Source organism: Lentzea albidocapillata (genome assembly GCF_000719115.1).
In the GTDB taxonomy this organism is placed as follows: Bacteria; Actinomycetota; Actinomycetes; order Mycobacteriales; family Pseudonocardiaceae; genus Lentzea; species Lentzea albidocapillata.
Genome location: NZ_JOEA01000031.1, coordinates 1 through 24799, shown reverse-complemented (window position 1 = coordinate 24799; position 24799 = coordinate 1). Strand labels below are relative to the sequence as shown.

The 24799-nt window shown below is 69.1% G+C and carries 22 protein-coding genes; 15 read left to right on the top strand and 7 right to left on the bottom strand.

Annotated features, from left to right (window positions below):
- Position 1: 1 nt before the first annotated feature.
- Positions 2-1771, bottom strand: coding sequence for an HSP90 family protein (locus IG04_RS0138650; protein WP_245816339.1), 1770 nt, complete (start codon positions 1769-1771; stop codon positions 2-4).
- A gap of 137 nt (positions 1772-1908) precedes the next feature.
- On the opposite strand from IG04_RS0138650, the gene pheS reads away from it, so the two are divergent.
- From pheS to IG04_RS0138635, 3 genes are all read left to right on the top strand, one after another.
- Positions 1909-2976, top strand: a complete 1068-nt coding sequence (gene pheS / locus IG04_RS0138645) for a phenylalanine--tRNA ligase subunit alpha (RefSeq protein ID WP_030481718.1) — start codon at positions 1909-1911, stop codon at positions 2974-2976.
- Between the two features lie 5 nt (positions 2977-2981).
- Positions 2982-5459, top strand: a complete 2478-nt coding sequence (gene pheT / locus IG04_RS0138640; protein WP_030481717.1) for a phenylalanine--tRNA ligase subunit beta — start codon at positions 2982-2984, stop codon at positions 5457-5459.
- A 385-nt stretch (positions 5460-5844) separates the two neighbouring features.
- Positions 5845-6342, top strand: coding sequence for a hypothetical protein (locus tag IG04_RS0138635; RefSeq protein WP_030481716.1), 498 nt, complete (start codon positions 5845-5847; stop codon positions 6340-6342).
- A gap of 6 nt (positions 6343-6348) precedes the next feature.
- Here the strand turns inward: IG04_RS0138635 and IG04_RS0138630 are convergent, their stop codons facing one another.
- Complete coding sequence (locus IG04_RS0138630; protein WP_030481715.1) at positions 6349-7017, bottom strand: DNA alkylation repair protein; 669 nt, start codon at positions 7015-7017, stop codon at positions 6349-6351.
- Between the two features lie 146 nt (positions 7018-7163).
- Between IG04_RS0138630 and IG04_RS0138625 the strand changes: the two genes are divergently transcribed.
- The gene (locus IG04_RS0138625) at positions 7164-8168 is read left to right on the top strand and encodes a hypothetical protein (protein ID WP_144065433.1); all 1005 of its coding nucleotides are present in this window, start codon (positions 7164-7166) and stop codon (positions 8166-8168) included.
- A 10-nt stretch (positions 8169-8178) separates the two neighbouring features.
- Positions 8179-9594: a Si-specific NAD(P)(+) transhydrogenase gene (gene sthA, locus IG04_RS0138620; RefSeq protein ID WP_030481713.1), complete on the top strand. Its 1416-nt coding sequence runs from the start codon at positions 8179-8181 to the stop codon at positions 9592-9594.
- On the opposite strand, the gene IG04_RS0138615 is transcribed toward sthA, so the two are convergent.
- From IG04_RS0138615 to IG04_RS44620, 3 genes are all read right to left on the bottom strand, one after another.
- Complete coding sequence (locus IG04_RS0138615; RefSeq protein WP_030481712.1) at positions 9595-10236, bottom strand: response regulator; 642 nt, start codon at positions 10234-10236, stop codon at positions 9595-9597.
- Between the two features lie 174 nt (positions 10237-10410).
- Positions 10411-11883, bottom strand: a complete 1473-nt coding sequence (locus IG04_RS44625) for a sensor histidine kinase (RefSeq protein WP_051771695.1) — start codon at positions 11881-11883, stop codon at positions 10411-10413.
- The gene (locus IG04_RS44620; protein ID WP_159460480.1) at positions 11880-13376 is read right to left on the bottom strand and encodes a sensor histidine kinase; all 1497 of its coding nucleotides are present in this window, start codon (positions 13374-13376) and stop codon (positions 11880-11882) included. Before IG04_RS44620 ends, IG04_RS44625 begins: the two co-directional genes overlap by 4 nt.
- A 118-nt stretch (positions 13377-13494) precedes the next feature.
- On the opposite strand from IG04_RS44620, the gene argC reads away from it, so the two are divergent.
- Genes argC through IG04_RS0138560 form a run of 9 tightly spaced genes read left to right on the top strand, consistent with a single transcriptional unit; the run spans position 13495 to position 21363 of the window.
- Complete coding sequence (gene argC / locus IG04_RS0138600; RefSeq protein WP_030481709.1) at positions 13495-14508, top strand: N-acetyl-gamma-glutamyl-phosphate reductase; 1014 nt, start codon at positions 13495-13497, stop codon at positions 14506-14508.
- A complete protein-coding gene (argJ, locus tag IG04_RS0138595) occupies positions 14505-15677 on the top strand; it encodes a bifunctional glutamate N-acetyltransferase/amino-acid acetyltransferase ArgJ (RefSeq protein ID WP_030481708.1) in 1173 nt (390 codons plus the stop codon). The genes argC and argJ overlap by 4 nt, the downstream gene beginning before the upstream one ends.
- Complete coding sequence (gene argB / locus IG04_RS0138590) at positions 15674-16543, top strand: acetylglutamate kinase (RefSeq protein WP_030481707.1); 870 nt, start codon at positions 15674-15676, stop codon at positions 16541-16543. The genes argJ and argB overlap by 4 nt, the downstream gene beginning before the upstream one ends.
- Positions 16544-16563: 20 nt before the next feature.
- A complete protein-coding gene (locus IG04_RS0138585) occupies positions 16564-17697 on the top strand; it encodes an acetylornithine transaminase (RefSeq protein WP_051771714.1) in 1134 nt (377 codons plus the stop codon).
- Positions 17694-18626: an ornithine carbamoyltransferase gene (gene argF / locus IG04_RS0138580; protein ID WP_030481705.1), complete on the top strand. Its 933-nt coding sequence runs from the start codon at positions 17694-17696 to the stop codon at positions 18624-18626. The genes IG04_RS0138585 and argF overlap by 4 nt, the downstream gene beginning before the upstream one ends.
- The gene (locus IG04_RS0138575; RefSeq protein WP_030481704.1) at positions 18623-19108 is read left to right on the top strand and encodes an arginine repressor; all 486 of its coding nucleotides are present in this window, start codon (positions 18623-18625) and stop codon (positions 19106-19108) included. The genes argF and IG04_RS0138575 overlap by 4 nt, the downstream gene beginning before the upstream one ends.
- Positions 19101-19367, top strand: a complete 267-nt coding sequence (locus IG04_RS49045) for a hypothetical protein (RefSeq protein WP_084401610.1) — start codon at positions 19101-19103, stop codon at positions 19365-19367. The genes IG04_RS0138575 and IG04_RS49045 overlap by 8 nt, the downstream gene beginning before the upstream one ends.
- Before the next feature lie 12 nt (positions 19368-19379).
- The gene (argH, locus tag IG04_RS0138565; protein WP_030481702.1) at positions 19380-20771 is read left to right on the top strand and encodes an argininosuccinate lyase; all 1392 of its coding nucleotides are present in this window, start codon (positions 19380-19382) and stop codon (positions 20769-20771) included.
- Positions 20761-21363, top strand: a complete 603-nt coding sequence (locus tag IG04_RS0138560) for a DNA-3-methyladenine glycosylase (RefSeq protein WP_030481701.1) — start codon at positions 20761-20763, stop codon at positions 21361-21363. The genes argH and IG04_RS0138560 overlap by 11 nt, the downstream gene beginning before the upstream one ends.
- Here IG04_RS0138560 and IG04_RS44615 read toward each other — a convergent pair.
- Positions 21355-22398, bottom strand: a complete 1044-nt coding sequence (locus tag IG04_RS44615; RefSeq protein ID WP_051771690.1) for a toll/interleukin-1 receptor domain-containing protein — start codon at positions 22396-22398, stop codon at positions 21355-21357. The two genes, IG04_RS0138560 and IG04_RS44615, sit on opposite strands and share 9 nt — an antisense overlap.
- Positions 22399-22410: 12 nt before the next feature.
- Entirely contained in the window at positions 22411-22848 is a 438-nt protein-coding gene (locus IG04_RS0138550; protein ID WP_144065432.1) for a hypothetical protein, read from the bottom strand.
- Positions 22849-22915: 67 nt separating this feature from the next.
- On the opposite strand from IG04_RS0138550, the gene tyrS reads away from it, so the two are divergent.
- A complete protein-coding gene (tyrS, locus tag IG04_RS0138545) occupies positions 22916-24190 on the top strand; it encodes a tyrosine--tRNA ligase (RefSeq protein WP_030481698.1) in 1275 nt (424 codons plus the stop codon).
- Positions 24191-24799 lie beyond the last annotated feature (609 nt).

Here is a 24799-nt window from a genome sequence, read left to right as displayed (position 1 = left end):
TTCACTTACCCCCAACGGCGCGGTCCAGCAGTTCCAGGAACGAACGGTTCAGCGCCGCCGTGTCCTTCGGTCGCATCGCTCGCCGAGCCTGCAGAACGGCGTGCACGTAAAGAGATTCGAGCGTCAGCTCCACCAGAGCCGGGTCCTTCAGCCGTGCCAGTCGCTGCACCAGCGGGTTGCGGCAGTTGAGGACCAGCTGCTCGGGACGAGACGTTCCGGAGCCCGCGGTCAGCTGCCCGAGCAGCTCCGCCCACAACGGGTCCGTCACCTCCTCCGCCGTCTGCTCGGTGTCGAGCTTGCGCTGCTGCTCCGCGTTGGTGATCAGCAGGGCGGGCAACGAGACCGGGTCGAAGTCGCGGATCACCGCGTCGCAGTCGTGCCGGTCCAGCGCCGCCGCGCCCTCGGAGAGCCGCAGCCGCAGCGCCGTCTCGATGTCCGGTTCCGGATCGGCCAGCGCCGCCAGCAGTTCCGACGGCGCGACCCGGCGCGCGACGGCAGGACCGTCCAGGGCGCTCAGCCGATTCAGCAGCTCCATGTCGTAGGCGTAGCCGGCGTTCACGAGGCCCAGCCCCTGCGCGGCCGCGACCGGCGCGAGCTGGTGGAACTCGTCGACGTCCGGGATGTAGAGGATCGCGCCGTGCTTGCGCTTGAACTGCCGCAACGGGATCGCGCCCTCGGTCGTCTCGAACGGCAGCCACCGCTCGACCAGCCGCAGCATCTCGTCGTCCGAGCGCGCCAGCGACTTGATGCCCAGGTGGTGCGCGGCCAGCAGCTCACCGGCCCGGCGCGGTTCGATCGCGTCCAGCCGGATCAGCCAGTCGCGGATCTGCTCGCCCAGTTCCTCGCGCACCGCCAGCAGCATCTCGTCCTGGTAGAGCGACTCGCGTGACGCCGTGGGCCGGATCGCGGACGCGTCGACCACGCACCGCACGAAGTACGCCCAGTCCGGCAGCAGGCCCTCGACGTTGTCGCCGACCAGCATCCGCTTCAGGTACACCCGGTGCGTCTGGCGCGTGCCGGGGTGCACACCGGACGGCAGCACGAACGCGACACCGGTCAGTCCCGCCGCCTCGACCTCGATCGGGATCGCCTCGAAGGGCTTGAATCCGAAGACCTGCTCGCAGTAGCCGGAAAGGTCGGCGTCCTCGTCGTCCCACGGACGTTCGCCGCGGGTGACCTGGGCGCCGTCCAGCGTCACGACGGCCGGCAGTAGATCGCCGTAGTCGCTCACCAGAGGCCGCACGACGTCGGCTTCGAGCCAGTGTTCGTTGCCACGCGAAGCAGTCAGCATCACGCTCGTCCCGACCGGCACACCGTCCGCAGTGTCCATTTCGGACACCGTGTAGTTGCCAGAGGAGTCCGCCTCCCACCGCACGGCCCGGCCGCCCCGAGCAGACCGCGTGATCACCGTCACGGACGAGGCGACGAGGAAGCACGACAGCATGCCGACGCCGAACTGCCCGAGGAACCCCTCGCGGGCGAACCCCAGGTCGTCCCGCTTCGACGTGCGGCCGAGCGTGGACAACAGCTCGTGGACCTCGTCCTCGGTGAGCCCCACGCCGGTGTCGGTGATCGTCAGCGCCGGACCGCAGGTGATCGTGATGCCGGCGGGGCAGGACGGGTCGAGCTCACGCCTCGCCGTGATCGCGTCGACGGCGTTCTGCAGCAGTTCCCGCACGTAGACGCGCGGACTGCTGTACAGGTGATGGCTGAGCAGGTCGATGATGCCGCGCAGGTCGACGCGGAAGGTGTGCGACATGATGCCGCCCATCCTAGGGACGATCGAGGGGCCGGTGCCGCTCTTTAACGGAACGCTCCGGAGCGGTCAACAGCGCACCGACTAGGATCGGCCTGTTGATTACCGAGTAGTCCCCCGTGTGCGTCAAAACTGGGAGCTGTCCACAAACCATGTCCGGAGCCAACGACCCGTACGACCCGAAGCAGGTCGCGGCGCTGTCAGCCGAGCACCTCGACGCGGCCGTGCGGAAGGCGCGCGAGGCGTTCGACGGAGCAGCCGACCTCGAGGCGCTGGCCGCGGTCAAGCCCGGCCACCTCGGTGACCGGTCGCCCGTGCTGCTGGCCCGCCGCGAGATCGGTGCCCTGCCCCCCAAGGCCAAGGCCGAGGCCGGCAAGCGGGTGAACGAGGCGCAGTCCGCGATCAGGACCGCGTTCGACGAGCGCTTCGCCGTGCTCCAGGTCGAGCGCGACGAGCGGGTGCTGCGCGAGGAGTCCGTCGACGTCACGCTGCCCTGGGACCGCTTCCCGCGCGGCGCGCGCCACCCGATCACCACGCTCGCAGAGCGCATCGGTGACGTCTTCGTGGCCATGGGCTACGAGATCGCCGAAGGCCCCGAGCTCGAGACCGAGTGGTTCAACTTCGACGCGCTGAACTTCGGCAAGGACCACCCGGCCCGCTCGATGCAGGACACGTTCTACGTCGCGCCGGGTGACTCGCAGCTGGTCCTGCGCACGCACACCTCGCCCGTGCAGGCCCGCACGCTGCTGGACCGCGAGCTGCCGGTGTACGTCGTGTGCCCCGGCCGCACGTTCCGCACCGACGAGCTCGACGCGACGCACACCCCGGTGTTCCACCAGGTCGAGGGCCTCGCGGTCGACAAGGGCCTGACGATGGGCCACCTCAAGGGCACGCTCGACGCGTTCGCCCGCGCGATGTTCGGCGAGGACTCGAAGACCCGCCTGCGCCCGAGCTTCTTCCCGTTCACCGAGCCGTCGGCCGAGGTCGACGTGTGGTTCCCGGAGAAGAAGGGCGGCGCAGGCTGGGTCGAGTGGGGCGGCTGCGGCATGGTCAACCCCAACGTGCTGCGCGCCACCGGCGTCGACCCGGACGTGTACTCCGGCTTCGCGTTCGGCATGGGCCTGGAACGCACCCTGCAGTTCCGCAACGGTCTTCCCGACATGCGCGACATGGTCGAGGGCGACGTCCGCTTCACCCAGCCTTTCGGAACGGAGGCCTGATCCGGATGCGCGTCCCGGTCAGCTGGCTGGTCGAACACCTCGGTTTCGACGAAGTCCCCACGCCCGACGAACTCGCCGAGGCGTTCACCCGCATCGGCATCGAGGTCGAGGAGGTGAGCCCGCTCGGTCCCGTGACCGGCCCGATCGTCGCCGGTCGCGTCGTCGAGATCGAGGAGCTCACCGAGTTCAAGAAGCCGATCCGCTACTGCAAGGTCGAGGTCGGCCCGGAACAGGTCAACCAGATCATCTGCGGTGCCACGAACTTCGTCGAGGGCGACTCGGTCGTCGTCGCGCTGCCCGGCGCCGTGCTGCCGGGTGGTTTCGCGATCTCCGAGCGCAAGACGTACGGCCGCGTGTCGCAGGGCATGATCTGCGCCTCCGACGAGCTCGGTATCGGCGACGACCACTCCGGCATCCTCGTGCTGCCCACCGGCACCGCGCAGCCCGGCGACGACGCGCTGGAGCTGCTCGGCCTGAACGACAGTGTCATCGAGCTCGCGCCGACCCCGGACCGCGGCTACGCGTTCTCGGTCCGCGGCCTCGCCCGCGAGATCGCCTGCGCGCTCGACGTGCCGTTCGGCGACCCCGGCGTGGTCGAGATCCCCGAGCCCGAGGGCGAGGCGTGGCCGGTCCACATCGAGGACCGTCCCGGCTGCTCACGGTTCGCCGCGCGCCGCGTCACCGGTGTCGACCCGACGGCGCCGACGCCGTGGTGGATGCGCCGCCGCCTGATGCTCGCGGGCATGCGCTCGATCTCGCTGCCGGTCGACATCACGAACTACGTGATGCTCGAACTGGGCCAGCCGCTGCACGCGTTCGACGCGGCGTCCCTGTCCGGCGCGCTCACGGTCCGCCGTGCGCTGGCGGGGGAGAAGCTCACGACGCTGGACGACCAGGTCCGCGCACTCGACTCCGACGACATCGTGATCGCCGACGACTCCGGCGTGATCTCGCTGGCCGGTGTCATGGGCGGTGCGTCGACCGAGGTCGGTGACAACTCCTCGGACATCCTGCTGGAAGCCGCGAACTGGGACCCGGCGTCCATCGCGCGCACGGTCCGCCGGCACAAGCTGCCGTCCGAGGCCGCGAAGCGCTTCGAGCGCACCGTCGACCCGGCTCTCGCGCCCGTCGCGCTGGAGCGGGCCGCGAAGCTGCTCAACCACTACGCCGAGGGCCAGATCAGGCCCGGCCGCACGGACGTGGGCGTGCCCGCGCTGCCCGAGCCGGTGTCGATGCCGATCGACCTGCCGGACCGCATCGCCGGGGTCCGCTACGCGCGGGGCGTCACGGCCCGCCGTCTCGGCCAGATCGGCTGCCAGGTGTCGGTGACCACCTCGGAGGAGGGCCAGACGATCGTCACGGCCGTGCCGCCGACGTGGCGTTCCGACCTCGTGCAGCCCGCCGACCTGGTGGAGGAGGTGCTGCGCCTGGAGGGCTACGACACGATTCCGTCGGTGCTGCCGCCCGCTCCGGCCGGTCGAGGCCTGACCGAGCAGCAGCGCCGTCGCCGCACGGTGTGGCGCACGCTGGCCGAGGACGGGTTCGTCGAGGTCAAGCCGTTCCCGTTCATCGACCCGTCGGTGTTCGACGCCTTCGGCCTGCCGGCGGACGACATCCGGCGCAACACGGTCGGCGTGCTGAACCCGCTGGAGGCGGACAAGAACGTCCTGGCGACGACGCTGCTGCCGGGCCTCTTGGAGACCCTCCAACGCAACCTCGCCCGTGGTGCGAAGGACGTCTCGCTCTACAACATCGCCCAGGTGACGCTGCCGCGCGCCCAGCAGGTGCCCGTGCCGTCGCTGGGCGTGGACCGCCGGCCGACCGAGGCCGAGGTGGCCTCGCTGCTGGCCGCGCTGCCGCACCAGCCGCTGCACGTCGCCGGTGTGCTCACGGGCCACCGCGAACTGGCCGGCTGGTGGGGCAAGGGCCGCACAGCCGACTGGTCGGACGCCGTCGAGGCCGCCCGCCGCGCCGCTCAGGCCTACGGCGTGCAGCTGCGCGTCGTGGCGTCGGACCTGCTGCCGTGGCACCCCGGCCGTTGTGCCGAGCTGCGGGTCGGCGACTGGCCCGTCGGCCACGCCGGTGAGCTGCACCCGAAGGTGATCGAGGCGCTCGGCCTGCCCAAGCGGACCGTGGCGTTCGAGCTCGACCTCGACGCGCTGCCGCTGGACGACCACCGCCCGGCCCCGATGGTGTCGGCGTACCCGCCGGTGCTGCTGGACGTCGCGCTGGTCGTCGACGCCTCCGTGCCGGTGCAGTCGGTGTCCGAGGTTCTGGGCGCGTCCGCGGGCGACTTGCTGGAGGACATCCGCCTGTTCGACGTCTATACGGGTGAGCAGGCGGGCGAGGGCAAGAAGTCGCTCGCGTACTCGCTGCGCTTCCGCGCGCCGGACCGCACGCTGACGGTGGAGGAGGCGACTTCGGCCCGTGACGCCGCCGTCGCCGCCGCCGCGGAACGCCTGGGCGCCGCACTCCGCACCTGACCCTGCTGGCTGACGGCACGCGGGGAGCTTCCGTGCGTTCACAGCGCACGAAAGCTCCCCGCGTGCACAAACCGGGGTCGTGGTACGGAAAAACCGATGGGCAAGTTCGCTCGATCGGCTGAGTCCCGGAAGTCGGGATTTGGGGTCAAATCAGCAGGTGGTAGCCCTGCGTAGCTGTCAAGGTGCCAAAAGTCCCTCATTACAAGGGGAAATCGGCGCCCGTCAGACGCTTGCGCAGTACGTGAAGCTTCTCCAAGATTGGCGGCGCGGCCCGCCAGGGCCGAGGGGCGAAGCGATGAACCACCGGGCGAGTATGGTCGCCGGTCCGGTGGGGAGCTAGAGGCGAACCCACCGCCTGGGAGCAACAACTCTGGAGAGTTGCGCCATGCGTAGTCTGGGTCCGCGCCTTGAGATCGCCGTGTCCTTGACGATCCTCATGGTCGGCGCCGCGGTCGTGGCGGCCATGCACCTCACGTGGCCCAAGCAGCAACTGCCGGCGATGGCGTATTCCGTGAGCAGCGGCGAGTCGGGCATGCAGCAGCTCAAGCCGTTCGAGATCAACGACATCTCCGGCGCTCCCGTGGAGCTCAAGCCGGGTGCCGTGGGCCAGCGCAAGGTGCGGCTGTCCAACCCCAACCCGGTCGTCATCATCGTCGAGAGCCTGTCGGCGGTGCCCGGTCAGCCGCTCGACGGCACCCAGCAGCGCGTCGAGGGCTGCCCGTCCGGCGTGCTGACGGTCGTGCCGCTCACCGACGTCGTGGAGATCCCCGCGGGAGGTGCGGTCGAGGTCGTCATGAAGGTCGAGGTCGCTGCCGACGTCCCGGCGGCGTGCGCCGAGCTCGTCTTCCCGCTCACCTACTCGGGTCGCGCGAAACACGGCTAACAGGCCCTAGAGATGTTTCAACGCCTCGCGCCGTGACAACGGCGACAGCCCCGGCCGGGCCTCGACGAACGAGCGCACCCAGCCGGGCTCGGTCTTCGCGAACTCCCGCAGCGCCCAGCCGATCCCCTTGCGCAGGAAGAAGTCGGGATCGTCCACGTTGGCGTCGACGCACGCCGTCAGCAGTTCCACGTCGGTCGCGCCCTTGAACCCCAGCTGGCAGATCACCGACGTCCGGCGGCGCCACCTGTCCGCGTCGACGGACCACTTCAGCATCAACGGCCGCACGACGTCAGGCGTCGAGCGCAGTAACGGCCCGACGCGTTTCGACGCGATCTCGTCGACGTAGTCCCACCACGCGCCGGTCACGATCATCTCGTCGAACCACGGCAGCAGATCGACGGACTGGAATCGGCGATCACCGCTCAGTGACAACGCGATGTAGCGCTCCTCGCGATAGGTCGCCTCGCGCCACAACGTCTGGATGGCGTGTAGCCACTTGTCCCGGTCGTGCAACTGGGGCAGCGACTTCAGCAGTGCCACCCGTCCCGGTTTCTGCACGCCCAGGAATGGCATGCCGGACTTCATGTACGCCTGCATCTCCAGTGCTTTCACCGGATCCGCGCGCTCCTCGAGTCCCGCTCGAACCGCCTCGATCAAGGAAACCTCAAGAGTCACACCCAAACGTTATAGGCATAAGGAGTAGCCCTGTTGGGATTTATGGCCCCATCGGTACCGGAAGTCCTAACGAACGCGCAAAACATCACTTGACCGGGTGCTCATGTGAACGGAAAGGGTGCTTGATCCGGATACAGTTCGCGTTCATGCGCGTGCTCATGGTCGTGGCGGCGCTCGTGCTCGGCAGCATGGGTGCTACCAAAGCGGACACGGTGGATTACCTGGATCTGCCGCTGGTGAACGGAAACGGCGAACAGCGGGGTGGAGTGCACCCCGACCTGCCGTCCGACCGTGCCGCGATCGAGCAGGCGCTGGCCGGATACCGGGCCAAGGGCATCGCGCCGGCGAGGTTCAGGGCGTTGCTGTGGCAGTACTGGATCGTGCGTGCCGCCGAGGACGCGGGCGTCAACCTGGCCGAGTGGGACCCGCAGCGCTCCGCGGACTCCAACCGCGCGGTGATCTTCGCCGTCTACGACTTCTACGCGAAGCTCTACCTGACGCACCCGGACACGTTGCGGTGGATGGGTTTCGCGAACATCGGCGCGCCCGCTTTCGCCGCCGGAATGCTCGACCTCGGCACGGTCCCGGAACTGCGCTGGTTCTCGTCGATGCTGATGTCCATGCAGAAGCACATCTTCATGGACTTAGGCGCGATGCACGCCGCCTACCTGCACGGCGGCATCAAGGCCGTGGAGGAACTGCGCGACGCGGGCATCATCGACGCGGACACCACGGCGGCGTGGGCGGACCCGGCGCAGGCGGTCATGGAGTTCTCGTCACGCGAGCAGAACCTGGTGATCGCCGGCCAGTTCGACCGGATGCGGGCCCGGTTGCTGCCGCCCGGCGAGATGGTCACGTACGCGATCACGGTCGCCGGGCCGATGCCCGTGCCCGGCGGGAAGACGCCGGCGCAGTACCGGCCGTTGTTCGGCGGCCCGCTGCCCGCGTTCAACTACGCGGACCGGGTGGCGCGCTGGGACTTCCTGAGCAACGACACGGTGCCCGCCTACGAGCGGCTGGGCAGGGACGCCGTGCACAGGATCGTGCAGCGGCCGTTCGCCGAGCGGGTCGCGGACTACCGGGCCACCGGCCGCCTGCTGGATCTGCTGCCGTTCAGCAGTTCCGGAGTGGAATCGCAGCCGTCGAAGTAGGGTGTCGACCATGACGCCGTACGACTACGACCTGATCGTCATCGGCTCTGGCCCTGGCGGCCAGAAGGCGGCGATCGCGGGTGCGAAACTGGGCAAGCGCGTGGCGATCATCGACAAGCAGGAGATGGTCGGCGGTGTCTGCGCGAACACGGGCACCATCCCGTCGAAGACCCTGCGCGAAGCCGTCATGTTCCTGACGGGCATGAGCCAGCGCGAGCTGTACGGCGCCAGCTACCGCGTCAAGCAGGACATCACGATCACCGACCTGATGGCCCGTACGCAGCACGTGATCGGCCGCGAGGTCCAGGTCGTGCGCGCGCAACTGCACCGCAACGGCATCGACCTCCTCAACGGCTGGGGCCGGTTCGCCGACGAGCACACCGTCGTCGTCGACGGGAGCCACCGCGGCGACCACACCACGATCACCGGCGAGTACATCGTCATCGCGACCGGCACGACGCCGGCCCGTCCCTCCGTGGTGGACTTCGACGAGGAGCGGATCCTCGACTCCGACGAGGTCTTCGCACTGCAGGAGATCCCGGCGTCGCTAGTGGTCGTCGGCGCGGGCGTGATCGGCATCGAGTACGCCTCGATGTTCGCCGCCCTGGGCACCCGCGTGACGGTCGTGGAGCAGCGCGAGAAGATGCTGGACTTCTGCGACCCCGAGATCGTCGAGTCGCTGAAGTTCCACCTGCGCGACCAGGCGGTCACGTTCCGCTTCGGCGAGAAGGTGGTGAACGTCGAGGTGTCCAAGGGCGGCACCATCACGACGCTGGCCTCCGGCAAGCGCATCCCGGCCGCCGCCGTCATGTACTCGGCGGGCCGGCAGGGCACCACCGAGAAGCTGAACCTCGCCGCCGCCGGGATCGAGGCCGACAACCGCGGCCGCCTGTCCGTCGACGAGCACTACCGCACGCCGGTCGAGCACATCTACGCCGTCGGCGACGTGATCGGCTTCCCGGCGTTGGCCGCGACGTCGATGGACCAGGGCCGGCTGGCCGCCTACCACGCGTTCGGCGAGGCGGTGCACGAACTGACCGCGCTGCAGCCGATCGGCATCTACACGATCCCCGAGATCTCCTACTGCGGCGCCACCGAAGCCGAGCTGACGTCGTCCGCGGTGCCCTACGAGGTCGGCATCTCCCGGTACCGCGAGCTCGCCCGCGGCCAGATCGTCGGCGACGCGTACGGCATGCTGAAGCTGCTGGTGTCCACTGTGGACCGGAAGATCCTCGGTGTGCACGTGTTCGGCACCGGCGCCACGGACCTCGTGCACATCGGCCAGGCCGTGATGGGCTGCGGCGGCACGGTCGACTACCTGGTCGACACGGTCTTCAACTACCCGACGCTGTCCGAGGCCTACAAGGTCGCGGCCCTGGACGCCACGAACAAGATCCGCGCACTGGACCGCTTCACGACCCAGTGATCACGATCGGGTGAGGCCGGCGTCGTGGGCCACGATGGCGGCCTGCACGCGGTTGGAGCACGCCAGCTTGGGCAGGATCCGGCTGATGTGCGCCTTCACCGTGCCGGTCGCCATGAAGAGCTGCTCGCCGATCTCGGTGTTGGACAGCCCTTCGCCCACGAGCTTGAGCACGCCCCGTTCGGTCTCGGTGAGCGTGTCGATCTTGCGGCGCGCCTCCGAACCGTCGTTCGGTGCGGTCAGGTGCTTCTCGATCAGGCGCTTGGTGATCTGCGGGGCCAGGATCGGCTCGCCCCGCGCGGCCTTGCGGACGGCGTTGATCAGCTCCTGCGGCGGAGTGTCCTTGAGCAGGAACCCGGTCGCGCCGACCTTCAGCGCCTGGGCCACGTAGGAGTCCTCGCCGAACGTCGTGAGCATGACGACGCTGGTCCTCGTCGCGATCTGCTCGGCGGCCTTGAGCCCGTCACCACCCGGCATGCGGATGTCGAGCAGCGCGACGTCGATCGTGTGCTTCAGGGTCAGCTCGACGGCCTGCCTGCCGTCGCTCGCCTCGGCGACCACGGTGATCTCGGGGTCGTTCTCGAGGATCAGCCGGATGCCGGCCCGCATGAGCGTTTCGTCGTCGGCGATGAGAACTCGGATCACGCCCAGCAGCTTAGGGCCTGTCTCGAAGTCTGGTCCGCGATAGCCGGGCCCGAGGCGGCCCCTGGTGGCACGGCCGGACAACCCACATACAACACCGGTATGCGGGCCGTCCGGCCGCACCACCAGGAACCACCTCAAGCGCGACTCTCATCGAACCAGACTTCGAGACAGGCCCTACGTGCGCTCCTGCTCCTTCGAGGACAACCTGCCGTCGCGGAAGCACAGCTTGTAGGAGAGGTCGGGGTTGTGCGACGTCCGGAACCGCGAGCACCCGTCCACGCCGAGTTGCCCGAGGCCGAACTCCTCGTACACGTCCCCTTCAGCCGTGACGCCCACCCGCAACGAGTCGAAGTACGGCGCGTTCATCTGCGTCGGGTTGAACAACGCGAAGAGCAGCAACACGATCAGCGCGCCCGCGATCGGCAGCAGCGTCAGCAACCCGAGGCAGCCACCGCCCAGCACGCGCGGGACGGTCAGCACCTCGGCGGCGGGCGGGGGAGGCACCTCCACGGCCTCGGTGGCGGTCAGGTCCGCCTGGGCCGGTGGGTTCAGCGGCACGTCCGCCGCCACCCGGAAACCGCCCTCGACCGGCGGGCCGGCGCTGAACGACCCGCCGAGCAGCCCGACGCGTTCCTCCAGGCCGATCAGGCCGCGCCGGGTGCCCCTGCCGGGCGTCGCCGGCGACGGGCCGTTCACCACCTGGATGCGGGCACGGCCCGCCTGGACCGCGACCTGCACCCGCGTGCGGGCGGACGGCGCGTGCTTGGCGACGTTGGTCAGCGCCTCGCGGACCACCCGGTGCACCGCGCGGCGGGTGCGCTGGTCGGCGCCGTGCAGGTCGTCGCCGGACCAGTCGAGCGTCGCGGCGAGCCCGGAACCCTCGACCAGCGCGGCGATGTCGGAACGGGTGCCGGTGTCCTCGTCGAGCGACTCGGGCTCGGGGTTCGTCCGCAGCACGCCGAGGATCTCGCGCAGTTCCGCCATCGCGAGCGACGACGTGGTGCGGATCAGTTCGGCCTGCTCGTGCAGCTGGGGAGCCTTGCGGGCGGTCGTGAGCTCGAGTGCCCCGGCGTGGATGGAGATCAGGCTGAGCCGGTGGCCGAGCATGTCGTGCATCTCGCCGGCGATGTGCGCGCGTTCGTCGGCACGGGCGGACGCGGCGGTCAGGGCACGGGCGCGTTCGAGGTACTCGTTGCGTTCCTGCAGCAGCCGGACCATCGGCCTGCGGCGGCCCAGCAGCATGCCCGAGACCGCGGGGAACAGCACGAAGAACACCGAACCGATGATCGCGCCGGCCACGGCCTCCCAGAGCGGCATGCTCCGGTAGCTCTCCTGGAACTGGCTGAACGCGGACTGCAGCAGCGTCATGATCCCGAGCAGCGCCCACAACCGGCCCAGGCGCGGCAGGCGGCGGCACGCGGTGAAGACCACGATCGTCGTGATGGCCTGTGCCCACAGGTTGTTCACCGCGAAGAGCGGCGCGGTGAGCAGCAGCGCCCACTCGGGCCTGTCCGGCGCGATCCACACCAGCGCGGCGATCCACAGCGCGGTCGCGACGGTCAGCGCGGGATGGGGGACCGGTGCCAGCGGGGCGATCAGCGGCACCAGGCCGACCAGGAACGCGAGCAGCGTCCAGACGTACCTCATCGGGCGAGCTCCCTCTTCGTGGTCATGAGCCCGCTGTTCCGGTCGAAGCAGACCTCGAAGTCGCGGTCGTCCGAGCCCGCGACGTGGTAGCGGTAGCACCCCGCGTGGTCCGAGGGGACGCCGAACCCGAACGTCTCGGTGACTTCCTGCTCGTGCGTGACCGACGCCTGGAACTTCTCGAACTCCTCCGGGCTGATCTCGCTGCGGCTGAAGACCGCGACCAGGAGCAGCACGAACGCCGTGCCGAGCGACGGCACCAGCGAGAGCGTGGCCAGACAGCCGCTGCCGACCACGCGCGGCATCGTCAGGACCTCGGCGGTGATCGGCGGCGGCGCCTCGGCCACCGCCCCCACCGCACCGGTCTCCTCCTGCGCGACGGGGTGTGACGGCAGGTCGGCCGACACCCGGAACCCGCCGCCCGCCGGTACCCCGGCGAGGAACACCCCGCCGATCAGCTCGACGCGTTCCTCCAGGCCGATGAGCCCGCGCCGGGTGCCGGCGCCCCTCGGTGCCGCGCTGGGACCGTTGACGACCTCGACGCGCACCCTGTCGGCAACGGTCACAGCCACCCGAGTCCGGGCTGACGGGGCGTGCTTGTGCACGTTCGTGAGCCCCTCACGCACGACCCGATGCACAGCCCTGCGCAGGCGTGCGTCGGCATCGGCCAGATCAGCGCCTGACCAGTCGAGGTAGACGGAGAGGCCCGCCGCGGAAGACGCCGCCACGAGTCGTTGGACGTCCACGCGCGTGCCCGCGTCCTCGTCGTGTTCGGAGGAGGTGCCCAGCACGCCGAGGATCTCGCGCAGCTCCTCCATCGCGACCGCCGATGTCTTGCGGATCAGCTCGACCTGCTCGCGCAGTTCGGGGGCGTGTTCGGCGGCGGACTGCTCCAGCGCGCCCGCGTGCGCGGTCAGCTGCCGGAGCCGGTGGCTGAGCATGTCGTGCATCTCGCTGGCAATGTGCGCGCGCGTGGCCGAACGAGCGGTGCTTGCCGTCAACACGCGCGCGTGTTCCAGGTAGTCGTTGCGCTCCATCAGCACCTGCGTCAACGGCTTGCGCCGTCCGATCAGCGCCCCGGACACGGCGGGGAAGATCAGCAGGAACACGCCCGAGAACAGCGTGCCGAGCAGGTATTCGGAGAAGCTGTCGCCGGCCCGCCACGAGTGCAGGCCGCCGAACGCCGCCTGCAGCACCGCCGTGACGCCTATCAGCGTCCACAGTTGCCCCTGCGAACGGACCGACCGGGCCGCACGGAAGACCACCAGCGACGTCGGGGCGATCGCGAGCAGGTTGTTGACCCCGTTGAGGGGAGCGGTGAGCACGATCGCCCACCGCGGCCAGCGCGCGCTGATCGGCACCAGCGCCGCCGCCCACAGCGCGGACGCCAGCACCAGCCACCAGTGGACGGGTCTGCCGAGCGGCGCGAACAGCGTCACCATGGCCAGCAGGAAGGCGGCAGCCGTCCACAGCCCGTCGCGGACCTTCACGTTCACGCGGATCATCATGGTCGACCGCGCTCAGCGCCCCACAGCGCCAGGTGGCCCCGATCGGGTGGCCAGGTGGCCACGCTCCCTGTTGAGTGAGTTTGCATGTCAGTGCATAATCATGCGTATGACAGTGAGGATCGCGGTCGCGGGCGCCAGCGGGTATGCGGGTGGCGAGCTGCTCCGCCTGCTACTGGGCCATCCGGACATCGAGATCGGCGCGCTGACGGCCAACAGCAGCGCCGGTGACAAGTTGCTCAAGCACCAGCCGCACCTCCTGCCGCTAGCCGACCGAGAACTACAAGACACCACAGTCGAGACCCTCAAGGGCCACGACGTGGTGTTCCTCGCACTTCCCCACGGTCACTCAGCCTCGCTGGCCGAGCAACTCGGCGACGACACGCTCGTGATCGACTGCGGCGCCGACCACCGGCTGACCAGCGCCGACGACTGGACGCGGTGGTACGGCGGTGAGCACGCCGGCACCTGGCCGTACGGGCTGCCCGAACTTCCCAACGGGCGGGACGCGCTCGTCGGCGCACGCCGCGTCGCCGTTCCCGGCTGCTACCCGACGGTGTCCTCACTGGCCCTGGCCCCGGCCGTCGACCTCATCGAGGACGAGGTCGTCATCGTCGCCGTGTCGGGCACGTCCGGCGCCGGCAAGTCGCTGAAGACGAACCTGCTCGGCTCCGAGGTCATGGGCTCGGCCAGCGCGTACGGCGTCGGTGGCGCTCATCGCCACACGCCCGAGATCACCCAGAACCTGAGCGCGGCGGCGGGCAGGCCGATCAAGGTCAGCTTCACGCCGGTGCTCGCGCCGATGTCCCGGGGCATCCTCGCCACCTGTTCCGCGCAGCTCAAAGCTGGCGCAAACGTTCGCGAGGCCTACGAGAAGGCGTACGCGGACGAGCCGTTCGTGCACCTCCTGCCCGAAGGTCTCTGGCCGACGACGAACGCCGTTCTCGGTTCGAACGCCGTCCAGTTGCAAGTCACCGTCGACGTCGACCTCGGCCGGCTCGTGGTCGTGGCCGTCGTCGACAACCTGGCCAAGGGCACCGCCGGTGCCGCTGTCCAGTGCATGAACCTCGCTCTCGGACTGCCGGAAACGACCGGCCTCTCGACCGTTGGAGTCGCTCCGTGAACCGCAACAAGGGCGTCACCGGACCCCAGGGCTTCCGGGCCGCCGGGATCGCCGCCGGAATCAAGGAATCCGGTGCTCTCGACCTGACGCTCGTCGTGAACGACGGGCCGTCCGACGCCGCCGCGGGTGTGTTCACCACGAACAAGGTGAAGGCCGCGCCGGTGCTGTGGTCGCAGCAGGTCATCCAGTCCCGGCGCCTGACCGCGGTCGTGCTCAACTCCGGCGGCGCCAACGCGTGCACCGGTCCCGAGGGCTTCCAGGACACCCACGCCACCGCGGAGAAGGTCGCCGAGGTGCTCGGCACCGGCGCCGTCGACGTCGCGGTCTGCTCGACCGGCCTGATCGGTGAGCGCCTCCCGATGGACAAGATCCTGACCGGCGTCGAGAACGCCGCGAAGGAACTGGCCTCCTCGGTGGAGGCCGGGCTCAACGCCGCCACCGGCGTCATGACCACGGACAGCCGTCCGAAGCAGTCGTGGAAGGCGTCCGAGCAGGGCTGGTCGGTCGGCGGGTTCGTGAAGGGCGCGGGCATGCTCGCCCCGAACATGGCCACGATGCTGTCGATCATCACCACCGACGCCAAGATCTCCGGTGACTCGCTGGATAAGGCGCTGCGCCTGGCCACTTCAAGGACGTTCGACCGGCTCGACGTCGACGGCGGCACGTCCACCAACGACACCGTGCTGGTGCTGGCTTCGGGCGCTTCGGGTGTCGAGCCCTCGTTCGACGACTTCACCGCGTTGCTGACCGAGGTCTCCGCCGACCTGGTCAAGCAGCTTCAGGGCGACGCCGAAGGCGTGACGAAGGAAATCAGCATCACCGTCCGGCAGGCCGCCACCGAGGCCGAGGCCGTCCACATCGGACGGACCGTCGCCGAGGACAACCTGGTGAAGACGGCGCTCTTCGGCAGCGACCCGAACTGGGGCCGCATCGCGATGGCGCTGGGCCGCGCGGACGCCGAGATCGACCCGGACGTGCTGCAGATCCTGATCAACGGCGTGTCGTTGTACCGCAACGGAACCCGCGACCGCGACCGCAGCGAGGCCGACCTGTCGGGCCGCGACATCGAGATCGTCATCGACCTCAACGTCGGCGACGCCGAAGCCACGGTACTCACCACTGACCTGTCCCACGACTACGTCGAAGAGAACAGCGCTTACTCCTCATGAACGCACAAGAGAAGGCGGCAGTCCTCGTCGAAGCGCTGCCGTGGCTGGAGCGTTTCCGCGGCGCGCTCGTGGTCGTCAAGTACGGCGGCAACGCCATGGTCGACGACGAGCTGAAGAAGGCGTTCGCCGAGGACATGGTGTTCCTGCGGCTGTGCGGCCTGCGCCCGGTCGTCGTGCACGGCGGCGGCCCGCAGATCAAGTCCATGCTGGACAGGCTCGGCATCCACAGCGAGTTCCGCGGCGGCCTGCGCGTCACGACGCCGGAGGCCATGGACGTCGTGCGGATGGTCCTGGTCGGGCAGGTCGGGCGCGAGCTCGTCGGCCTGATCAACCAGCACGGCCCTTACGCAGTCGGCATCTCCGGCGAGGACGCGCATCTGTTCACGGCCACGCGCCGTGGTGCGATCGTGGACGGCGAGGAGGTCGACATCGGTCTCGTCGGCGACATCACCGAGGTGAACCCGGACGCGGTGCTCGACATCGTGCGTGCGGGCCGCATCCCGGTCGTGTCGTCGGTCGCGCCGGACATCCACGGCGTGCCGCACAACGTGAACGCGGACACGGCAGCAGGCGCTCTCGCGGTCGCCCTGGGCGCCGAGAAACTGGTCGTGCTGACCGATGTCGAAGGCCTGTACGCGAACTGGCCCGACCGCTCGTCGCTGCTGAACCAGATCCGGGCCTCCGAGCTGGAGAAGATCCTGCCGGACCTGGAAAGTGGCATGGTGCCGAAGATGGAGGCCTGCCTGCGCGCGGTGCGCGGCGGTGTCCCGCAGGCGCACGTGATCGACGGCAGGCTGGCCCACAGCGTTTTGCTCGAAGTTTTCACCACTGAAGGTGTCGGAACCATGGTCTTGGGGGACAAGTGACCACGCGGTGGCAACAGTCCATGATGGACAACTACGGCACACCTTCGCTGGTTTTGGAGCGAGGTGAGGGCGCGCATGTGTGGGACGCGGACGGAAACCGTTACGTCGACCTGCTGACCGGCCTCGCCGTCAACGCCCTGGGCCACGCGCACCCGGCGATCGTCGAGGCGGTGTCCACGCAGATCGCGAAGCTCGGCCACACCGGCAACCTGTACGTCAACGAGCCCGCGCTCAAGCTCGCCGAACGCCTGCTGGACATCGCAGGCGAGCCCGGCAAGGTCTTCTTCTGCAACTCCGGCGCCGAGGCCAACGAGGCCGCGCTCAAGATGGCGCGCCTCACCGGCCGCACCAAGGTCGTGTCCACGATCGGCGGGTTCCACGGCCGCACCATGGGCGCGCTGACGCTCACCGGCCAGGAACCGAAGCGCGCGCCGTTCGCACCGCTCGTGCCCGGCGTCTCGCACATCCCGTTCGGTGACGTGGCGGCACTTGAGGCCGCGATCGACGACGACACGGCGGCGTTCATCGTCGAGCCGATCCAGGGCGAGCAGGGCGTCATGGTGCCGCCCGCCGGCTACCTGCAGGAGGCCCGCCGGATCACCGCCGAGCACGGCGCGCTGTTCATCCTCGACGAGGTGCAGACCGGTATCGGCCGCCTCGGCACGTGGTTCGCGTTCCAGCAGGCCGGGATCGTGCCGGACGTCATGACGCTCGCCAAGGGCATCGGCGGCGGCCTGCCGCTGGGCGCCACGATCGGCTTCGGCGCGGCGGCGGAGCTGTTCAAGCCGGGTCACCACGGCACGACGTACGGCGGCAACCCGGTGTGCTGCGCCGCCGGGCTCGCGGTGCTCGACACGATCGCCTCGGAAGGCCTGCTGGAGCACGTCTCGTCCGTGGGCAAGGAGATCGCCGCGGGTGTGGAGGCGTTGCACCACCCCGCGATCTCCGGCGTCCGGGGAGCCGGCCTGCTGCTCGGCATCACGCTGCGCGAGGCGGTCTCGGCGAAGGCTGCAGCGGCCGCGCAGAAGGCCGGTTACCTGATCAACCCGATCCAGCCCGACGTGCTGCGGCTCGCCCCGCCGCTCGTGCTGGAGGAGTCCGACGCGCAGGCCTTCGTCGCCGCGCTCCCCACCTTCTTCGAGGAGACGCCGTGAGCCCGAGGCACTTCCTGCGCGACGACGACCTGTCCACCGAGGAGCAGGCGGCCGTTCTCGACCTCGCGGACGCGTACAAGGCGGACCGGTTCACCGCGAAGCCGTTGGCGGGCCCCAAGTCCGTCGCCGTGATCTTCGAGAAGAACTCCACGCGCACCCGGTTGTCGTTCGAGGTCGGCATCGCGCAGCTCGGCGGCAACCCGGTGATCATCGACGGCCGGTCGATGCAGCTGGGCCGCGAGGAGACGATCGAGGACACCTCGCGGATCCTGTCCGGGTACGTGGACGCCGTGGTGTGGCGGACGTTCGCCCAGGCCCGTATGGAGGCGATGGCCTCCGTGTCGCGCATTCCCGTGGTGAACGCGCTGACCGACGAGTTCCACCCGTGTCAGGTGCTCGCGGACCTGCAGACGATCCGCCGCCGTTACGGCAAGCTGGCCGGTCTGACGCTGACGTACCTGGGCGACGGTGCCAACAACATGGCGCACTCGCTGCTGCTCGGCGGTGCCACGGCAGGTATGCACGTTCGCATCGGTGCGCCGGCTTCGTTCGTGCCGAACCCGCAGTTCCTTGAGGACGCCAAGAAGCGCGCCGCCGAGACCGGCGGTTCGGTGGCGTTGATCAACGACCCGCGTGGGTCGGTCGACGGCTCGGACGTGCTGGTCACGGACACTTGGACGTCGATGGGGCAGGAGAACGACGGCAAGGACCGCGTCGGCCCGTTCCGCCCGTACCAGGTGAACGCCGCTTTGCTGGAAGCGACGGGCAAGCCGGACTCGACTGTGCTGCACTGCCTGCCCGCGCACCGTGGCTGGGAGATCACCGACGAGGTGCTCGACGGCCCGCAGTCGCTGGTGTGGCAGGAAGCGGAGAACCGGCTGCACGCCCAGAAGGCGTTGCTCGTGTGGTTGCTGGAGCAGTCGTCATGACTCGCACCGCCCGCCAGGGTCGCATCGTCGAGGTGGTGTCGCAGCGTGCCGTGCGCAGCCAGTCCGAGCTCGCGAAACTGCTTGCGGCGGAAGGCATCGACGTCACGCAGGCCACGTTGTCGCGCGACCTCGACGAGCTCGGCGCGGTCAAGCTGCGCGGCCCTGACGGCGGTGCGCCGGTCTACGTGATCCCGGAGGACGGCAGTCCCGTGCGCGGCGTCCAGGGCGGAACGACGCGCCTGGTCCGCGTACTGGGCGAACTGCTGGTGTCGACGGACTTCTCCGGCAACCTCGCGGTGCTGCGGACTCCGCCCGGCGCCGCGCAGTTCCTGGCCTCCGCGCTGGACCGCGCGGCGTTGCACGAGGTCGTCGGCACGATCGCGGGTGACGACACGATCCTGGTCGTGGCCCGCGAGCCGATGACCGGAGCGGAGCTCGCCGACCGGATCACCGCGCTGGCCTCCGGTTCCGTCGATGAATGAGCCCGTGCACGCCGTTCTGACGTTCGACGCGGGCGTTCCGGTGGCGGTGGACGGCGAGACCGTCTCCGTCGCCGAGGCCGTCCGCGAGCTCAACTTCCGCGCCGGCGTCGTCAGGTCCAGTCTGGGCTCGGTCGCGGTGCGGGTCGCGCGGATGGCCTTGCCGTCGGGTTCCGGCGAGGTCGACGTCGCGCTGTACGAGGGGCGCGTGGTCGGTCTCGTCGCCCGTTCGGAAGAATCGCTTTACGACTTCGCTAGCTGAAAGTTGCGTGTGATGAGTTCTTTGTGGGGTGGCCGGTTCGAGTCGGGACCGGCCGAGGCGATGGCGCGGCTGTCGCTGTCGACGCACTTCGACTGGCGGCTCGCGCCGTACGACATCGCGGGTTCGCGCGCGCACGCCCGTGTGCTGCACGCCGCGGGTCTGCTGTCGGACGAGGAGCTCTCCGGCATGCAGAAGGCACTGGACGAGCTGCTCGCCGACGTCGAGTCCGGCGCGTTCACCCCGGTGCTGGAGGACGAGGACGTCCACACGGCACTGGAGCGAGGCCTGATCGACCGCGCCGGCACCGAGCTCGGCGGCAAGCTGCGCGCCGGCCGTTCCCGCAACGACCAGGTCGCCACGCTGTTCCGCATGTGGCTGCGCGACGCGGCTCGTCGAGTGGCGTCCGGCGTGCTGGACGTCGTGGACGCGCTGGCTCAGCAGTCCGAGACGCACTTCGGTGCCGTCATGCCGGGCCGCACGCACCTGCAGTCCGCCCAGCCCGTGCTGCTCTCGCACCACCTGCTGGCGCACGCCCACGCGTTGCTGCGCGACGTCGACCGCCTGCACGACTGGGACAAGCGCGCCGGGTTCTCGCCGTACGGCTCGGGCGCCCTGGCAGGTTCCTCGTTGGGACTGGACCCGGCGAAGGTGGCCGCCGACCTGGGCTTCTACGCCCCGGTCGAGAACTCGATCGACGGCACCGCCTCCCGCGACTTCGCCGCCGAGATGGCCTTCGTGCTGGCCATGATCAGCGTGAACCTCTCCCGCGTCGCGGAGGAGATCATCATCTGGACCACCGCCGAGTTCCGGTTCGCGGTCCTCGACGACGCCTGGTCCACCGGCAGCTCGATCATGCCGCAGAAGAAGAACCCGGACGTGGCCGAACTCGCGCGCGGCAAGTCGGGCCGCCTGATCGGCAACCTCGCTGGACTCCTCGCGACGCTGAAGGCCCAGCCCTTGGCGTACAACCGCGACCTGCAGGAGGACAAGGAACCGCTGTTCGACGGGGTCGAGCAGCTCGAACTGCTGCTCCCGGCCTTCGCGGGCATGGTGGCGACGCTCCGGTTCGACGTCGATCGCATGGCGTCGCTGGCCCCGGCGGGCTTCACGCTGGCCACGGACATCGCGGAATGGCTTGTGCGCCAGGGCGTTCCGTTCCGCGTGGCCCACGAGGCAGCCGGCGCGTGCGTCCGCACGGCCGAGAACCGCGGCGTCGGCCTGGAGGACCTGACCGACGACGAGTTCCTCGCGATCTCGCCCGCTCTGACCTCCGAGGTCCGTGCGGTGCTGACCGTCGAGGGCTCGATCGCGTCGCGCGACGCCTACGGCGGCACGGCACCCGTCCGCGTCCGCGAACAGCTCGACGCACTCGCCGCAAAGGCTGCTTCCGCACGTGAGTTCTAGGCTCCTGACCAGGGAGGAGCTGGCCGTCGACCCGATCGATGCCGCCCAGCTCCTCCTCGGTTCGTACCTGGAGGCCGGCGGCGTGCGCGTGCGCATCGTCGAGGTGGAGGCGTACCGGGGCGGCGACGACCCGGCGTCCCACTGCTACCGCGGCAAGACCCCGCGCAACGAGGTCATGTTCGGCCCGGCCGGCTTCCTGTACGTCTACTTCGTCTACGGCATGCACTTCTGCGCGAACATCGTGTCCTTGACCGACGGCGTACCGGGCGCGGTGTTGTTGCGCGCGGGCGAGGTAGTTGAGGGTGAGGACATCGCCTTCTCTCGCCGCCCTGCCTCGCGTTCCGCCGCCGAACTGGCCAAGGGGCCCGCACGGTTGTGCAAGGTCCTCGGGCTGGACCGCTCTCAGAACGGCCTCGACCTGACGTCTGCCGACTCGCCCGTGCGGTTGTACGCAGGTGAACCGGCGGCGAAGGTGCACGCGGGTCCGCGCGTGGGTGTCGCCGTGGCCATGGACGTGCCTTGGCGGTTCTGGATCGACTCACCGGCCGTGTCGACCTACAAGAGAGGCGGCAAGCGCCGCCCGTCAGCGTGACAGCCTGTCCAGCGCCGCCTTGAACTCCACCTCCAACGCCGGCTCCACCTCGAACACCAGCGGCACCGTCATGTCGATCCGCTCCCCGGCGGTCAACCGCTCGACCAGCGTGTCCGCCACCTCGCGCAGATCCCGCGCCACCGCGTGCATCGCCTCCAGTTGCCGGTCCGCGAACCGCGCCTGCACCCGAGCGGCGGCACGGGCGGGCTCGTGCGCGTAGCTGGTTCCGTGGATTCCCCGCGCCCAGTCGAGGATCTCGGCGAACGTGCGCACGAACAGTTCGCCGAGGTGCACGATCCGGTCCGCGTCGCCCGGCTCGCCCGACCGGCCGAACGCGGCTTCCTGGGTCTCGGCGGTGAAGACGGACTCCACGGCGACCTTGATGATCTCGCCCAGCAGCACGTTGCGGTCGCGGATCAGGTCGATGCCGTTGCCGTGCTCGACGATGCCGTTGCGCGGCGAGTAGCGGAGAAAGTGCTCGCGGTACTTCTGCTGGAGGTCAGCGAGTCCTTGCGCCACAACGGTCGCGTAGAGGAGGTACTCCCAGCCGCGTGGCTTCTCCCTGACCAGCGCGGCCACCGACTTGGGGGTGATCGGGGTCGACGGGGTGAACTCGGCGCGGTGCTGGGCGAGCTTCTGCACCACGGACTGCGCGATCACCTCGGTGTCGTGCACGCGGAGGTCCAGGTAACCGATGCTGGACAGCAGGCCAGGTACCTCGGTGTCGTCGAGCTTGATGGGCAGCAGGTACTCGTTCTGCTGCCCAAGAGCCCGCGCTTGTGCGGTCTTGCGTTCGTGCCGTGCCCATTTGTGCTCGACGTAGTGCCGTGAAGCGAACATCAGCACGTAGCGGACCTTGTGCGTCAACGTCTCCGTGGTGAGTTCGATCAGGTCGAGGCCCCACCGCGCGACGAGCTGGTCCTCGTCGTAGTAGACCTTGACGCCAAGGTCCTCCAACCGTCGCACGATCGGCTCGACCTTGGCGCGGTCCTGCTCTGCGAACGAAGGGGCGACGTCGAACTCGTACTCGGCCACCCCGCCATTGTTCTAGGGGCGCACCGACCTGCGGTACCAGGCGCGCCGATGTCCGGAGGGCAACGCGATGCGGGTGATCAGGTTGGTGAGCAACGCACCGATGATCAGCCACAGGACAGCGGCCAGGCCCTCGTTGAGGAGCGTCGCCGCGGACGCGTTGTCCGGTGTGAAGAGACCGTCAAGGCCAAGCGTGATCCCGTCCGCCCAGCCGGCGATGAACTGGAAGAACCCGTTGGTGGCGTTCGCACCTGCGATCACCAGGAAGATGTGCACCAACAGCACGATGGCGAACGTCCAGCACACGATGTCGATGAGTGCGCAGACGGTTCGCACCGTCCGCACCCTGCGGTAGTCGTCGTCGCGCTCGACGACCTCTTCGGCCACCGGTTCGTCCACGCGCGGCATGCGCTCGGTCGGCCGGCCTAACTCCGAGTCACGTGGGTCCGTCATGGCCTCCGCATACCCGTCCGCCTACCAGGTCGAAACCCGTTGGACCAGGTAGGCGACAATGAGAGCCGTGAGCGAGCACATCCTTGACGAACTGTCCTGGCGCGGCCTGATCGCGACGTCCACCGACCTCGACGCACTGCGGAAGGACCTGGACGCCGGCCCGCTCACGCTCTATTGCGGTTTCGACCCGACGGCGAAGTCGCTGCACGCCGGCAACATGGTCCCGCTGCTCATGCTCAGGCGCTTCCAGAAGGCGGGCCACCGGCCGATCGTCATGGCCGGCGGCGCCACCGGCATGATCGGCGACCCGCGTGACACCGGTGAGCGCACGCTGAACTCGCTGGACACCGTCGCCGAGTGGGCGGAGCGCATCCGCGGCCAGCTGGAACGGTTCGTCGACTTCGACGACTCGCCCACGGGCGCGGTCGTCGAGAACAACCTCAACTGGACGGGCCAGGTCAGCGCGCTCGAGTTCCTGCGCGACGTCGGCAAGCACTTCTCGATCAACGTCATGCTGTCGCGGGAGACGGTGAAGCGCCGCCTCGAAGGCGACGGCATGTCGTACACCGAGTTCAGCTACCTGCTGCTGCAGTCGAACGACTACCTGGAGCTGTACCGCAAGTACGGCACCGCGCTGCAGGTCGGCGGCTCGGACCAGTGGGGCAACATCGTCGGCGGCGTCGACCTCATCCGCCGGGTCGAGGGCAAGCACGTGCACGCCCTGACCGCGCCGCTGGTCACCGATGCCGAGGGGCGCAAGTTCGGCAAGTCCACCGGCGGCGGCAGCGTGTGGCTCGACCCGGAGATGACCTCGCCGTTCGCCTGGTACCAGTACTTCGTGAACGTCGACGACGTCACGGTGCTGAACTACCTGCGCCTGTTCACGTTCCTCACGCGTGAGGAGCTCGACGAGCTGGAGAAGCAGACCGCGGAGGCGCCGCACCAGCGCGCCGCCCAGAAGCGTCTCGCGCAGGAGTTCACCGACCTGGTGCACGGAGAGCGCGCGACGCAGCAGGTCATCCTCGCGTCGTCGGCGCTGTTCGGCCGGGGCGAACTGCGTGATCTCGACGCGTCGGTGCTGGAGGCGGCGCTGGCAGAGGCGCCCAAGGGCCAGGTGCGGCTGGCGGACGAACCCACGATCGTCGACCTGCTGATCGCGTCGGGCCTGGCCGAGAGCCGGGGTGCCGCGCGGCGGACGGTCAACGAGGGCGGTGCCTACGTGAACAACGCGAAGGTGACCGACGAGGAGTGGAAGCCGGCGTCGTCCGACCTGCTCCACGGCAAGTGGCTGGTGCTCCGCCGCGGCAAGCGCAACAACGCGAGCGTGCAGGTAGAGCTCTGACCTGCCTGTTCTGGTCCTAGAAGGCCGCCGGTCCCACCTGGGACCGGCGGCCTTCGATGTTTCTGGATGTGATCGCGGTCACAGTGTGTACGGGTTTCGGCTGCGATAGCGTGGTCGGAGGGTCCTGTACGGGGCTGCTGACCTGCGGTTTCTAGATCGCGGGCGGCTGGGTTGCCCCCGATTTGACCCCCCGTTGGCGTGCGTGTAACTTTCTCCATGTCAGCGAGGAACGGGCCGGGAACACCGGAACGGAGCGCGACACGGATCACGAACCAAGCTTCCACCGAGTGTGGTAGAGTGGGTGATCTGGAAACGATGAAGACCCAGCCGGTAGCTCGTCTGAGCTCAGAGGCCAAGGGCGTCGGAAGTTTCAATAACCAAGCTTAAGTACGACACAGCCCCGGAAGCAACTCTCTTCGGAGACTAGCTGCGGTGTGCGCGTGTTCTTTGAGAACTCAACAGCGTGCCGAAACACAGCCAGTAATATATGAATTACCTCTCGTCGAGGTAATTCCTTTGAGAAGATAGATGCCAGACATTTTCCGTCTGGAGCGATCAACACAATCCTTATTGGAGAGTTTGATCCTGGCTCAGGACGAACGCTGGCGG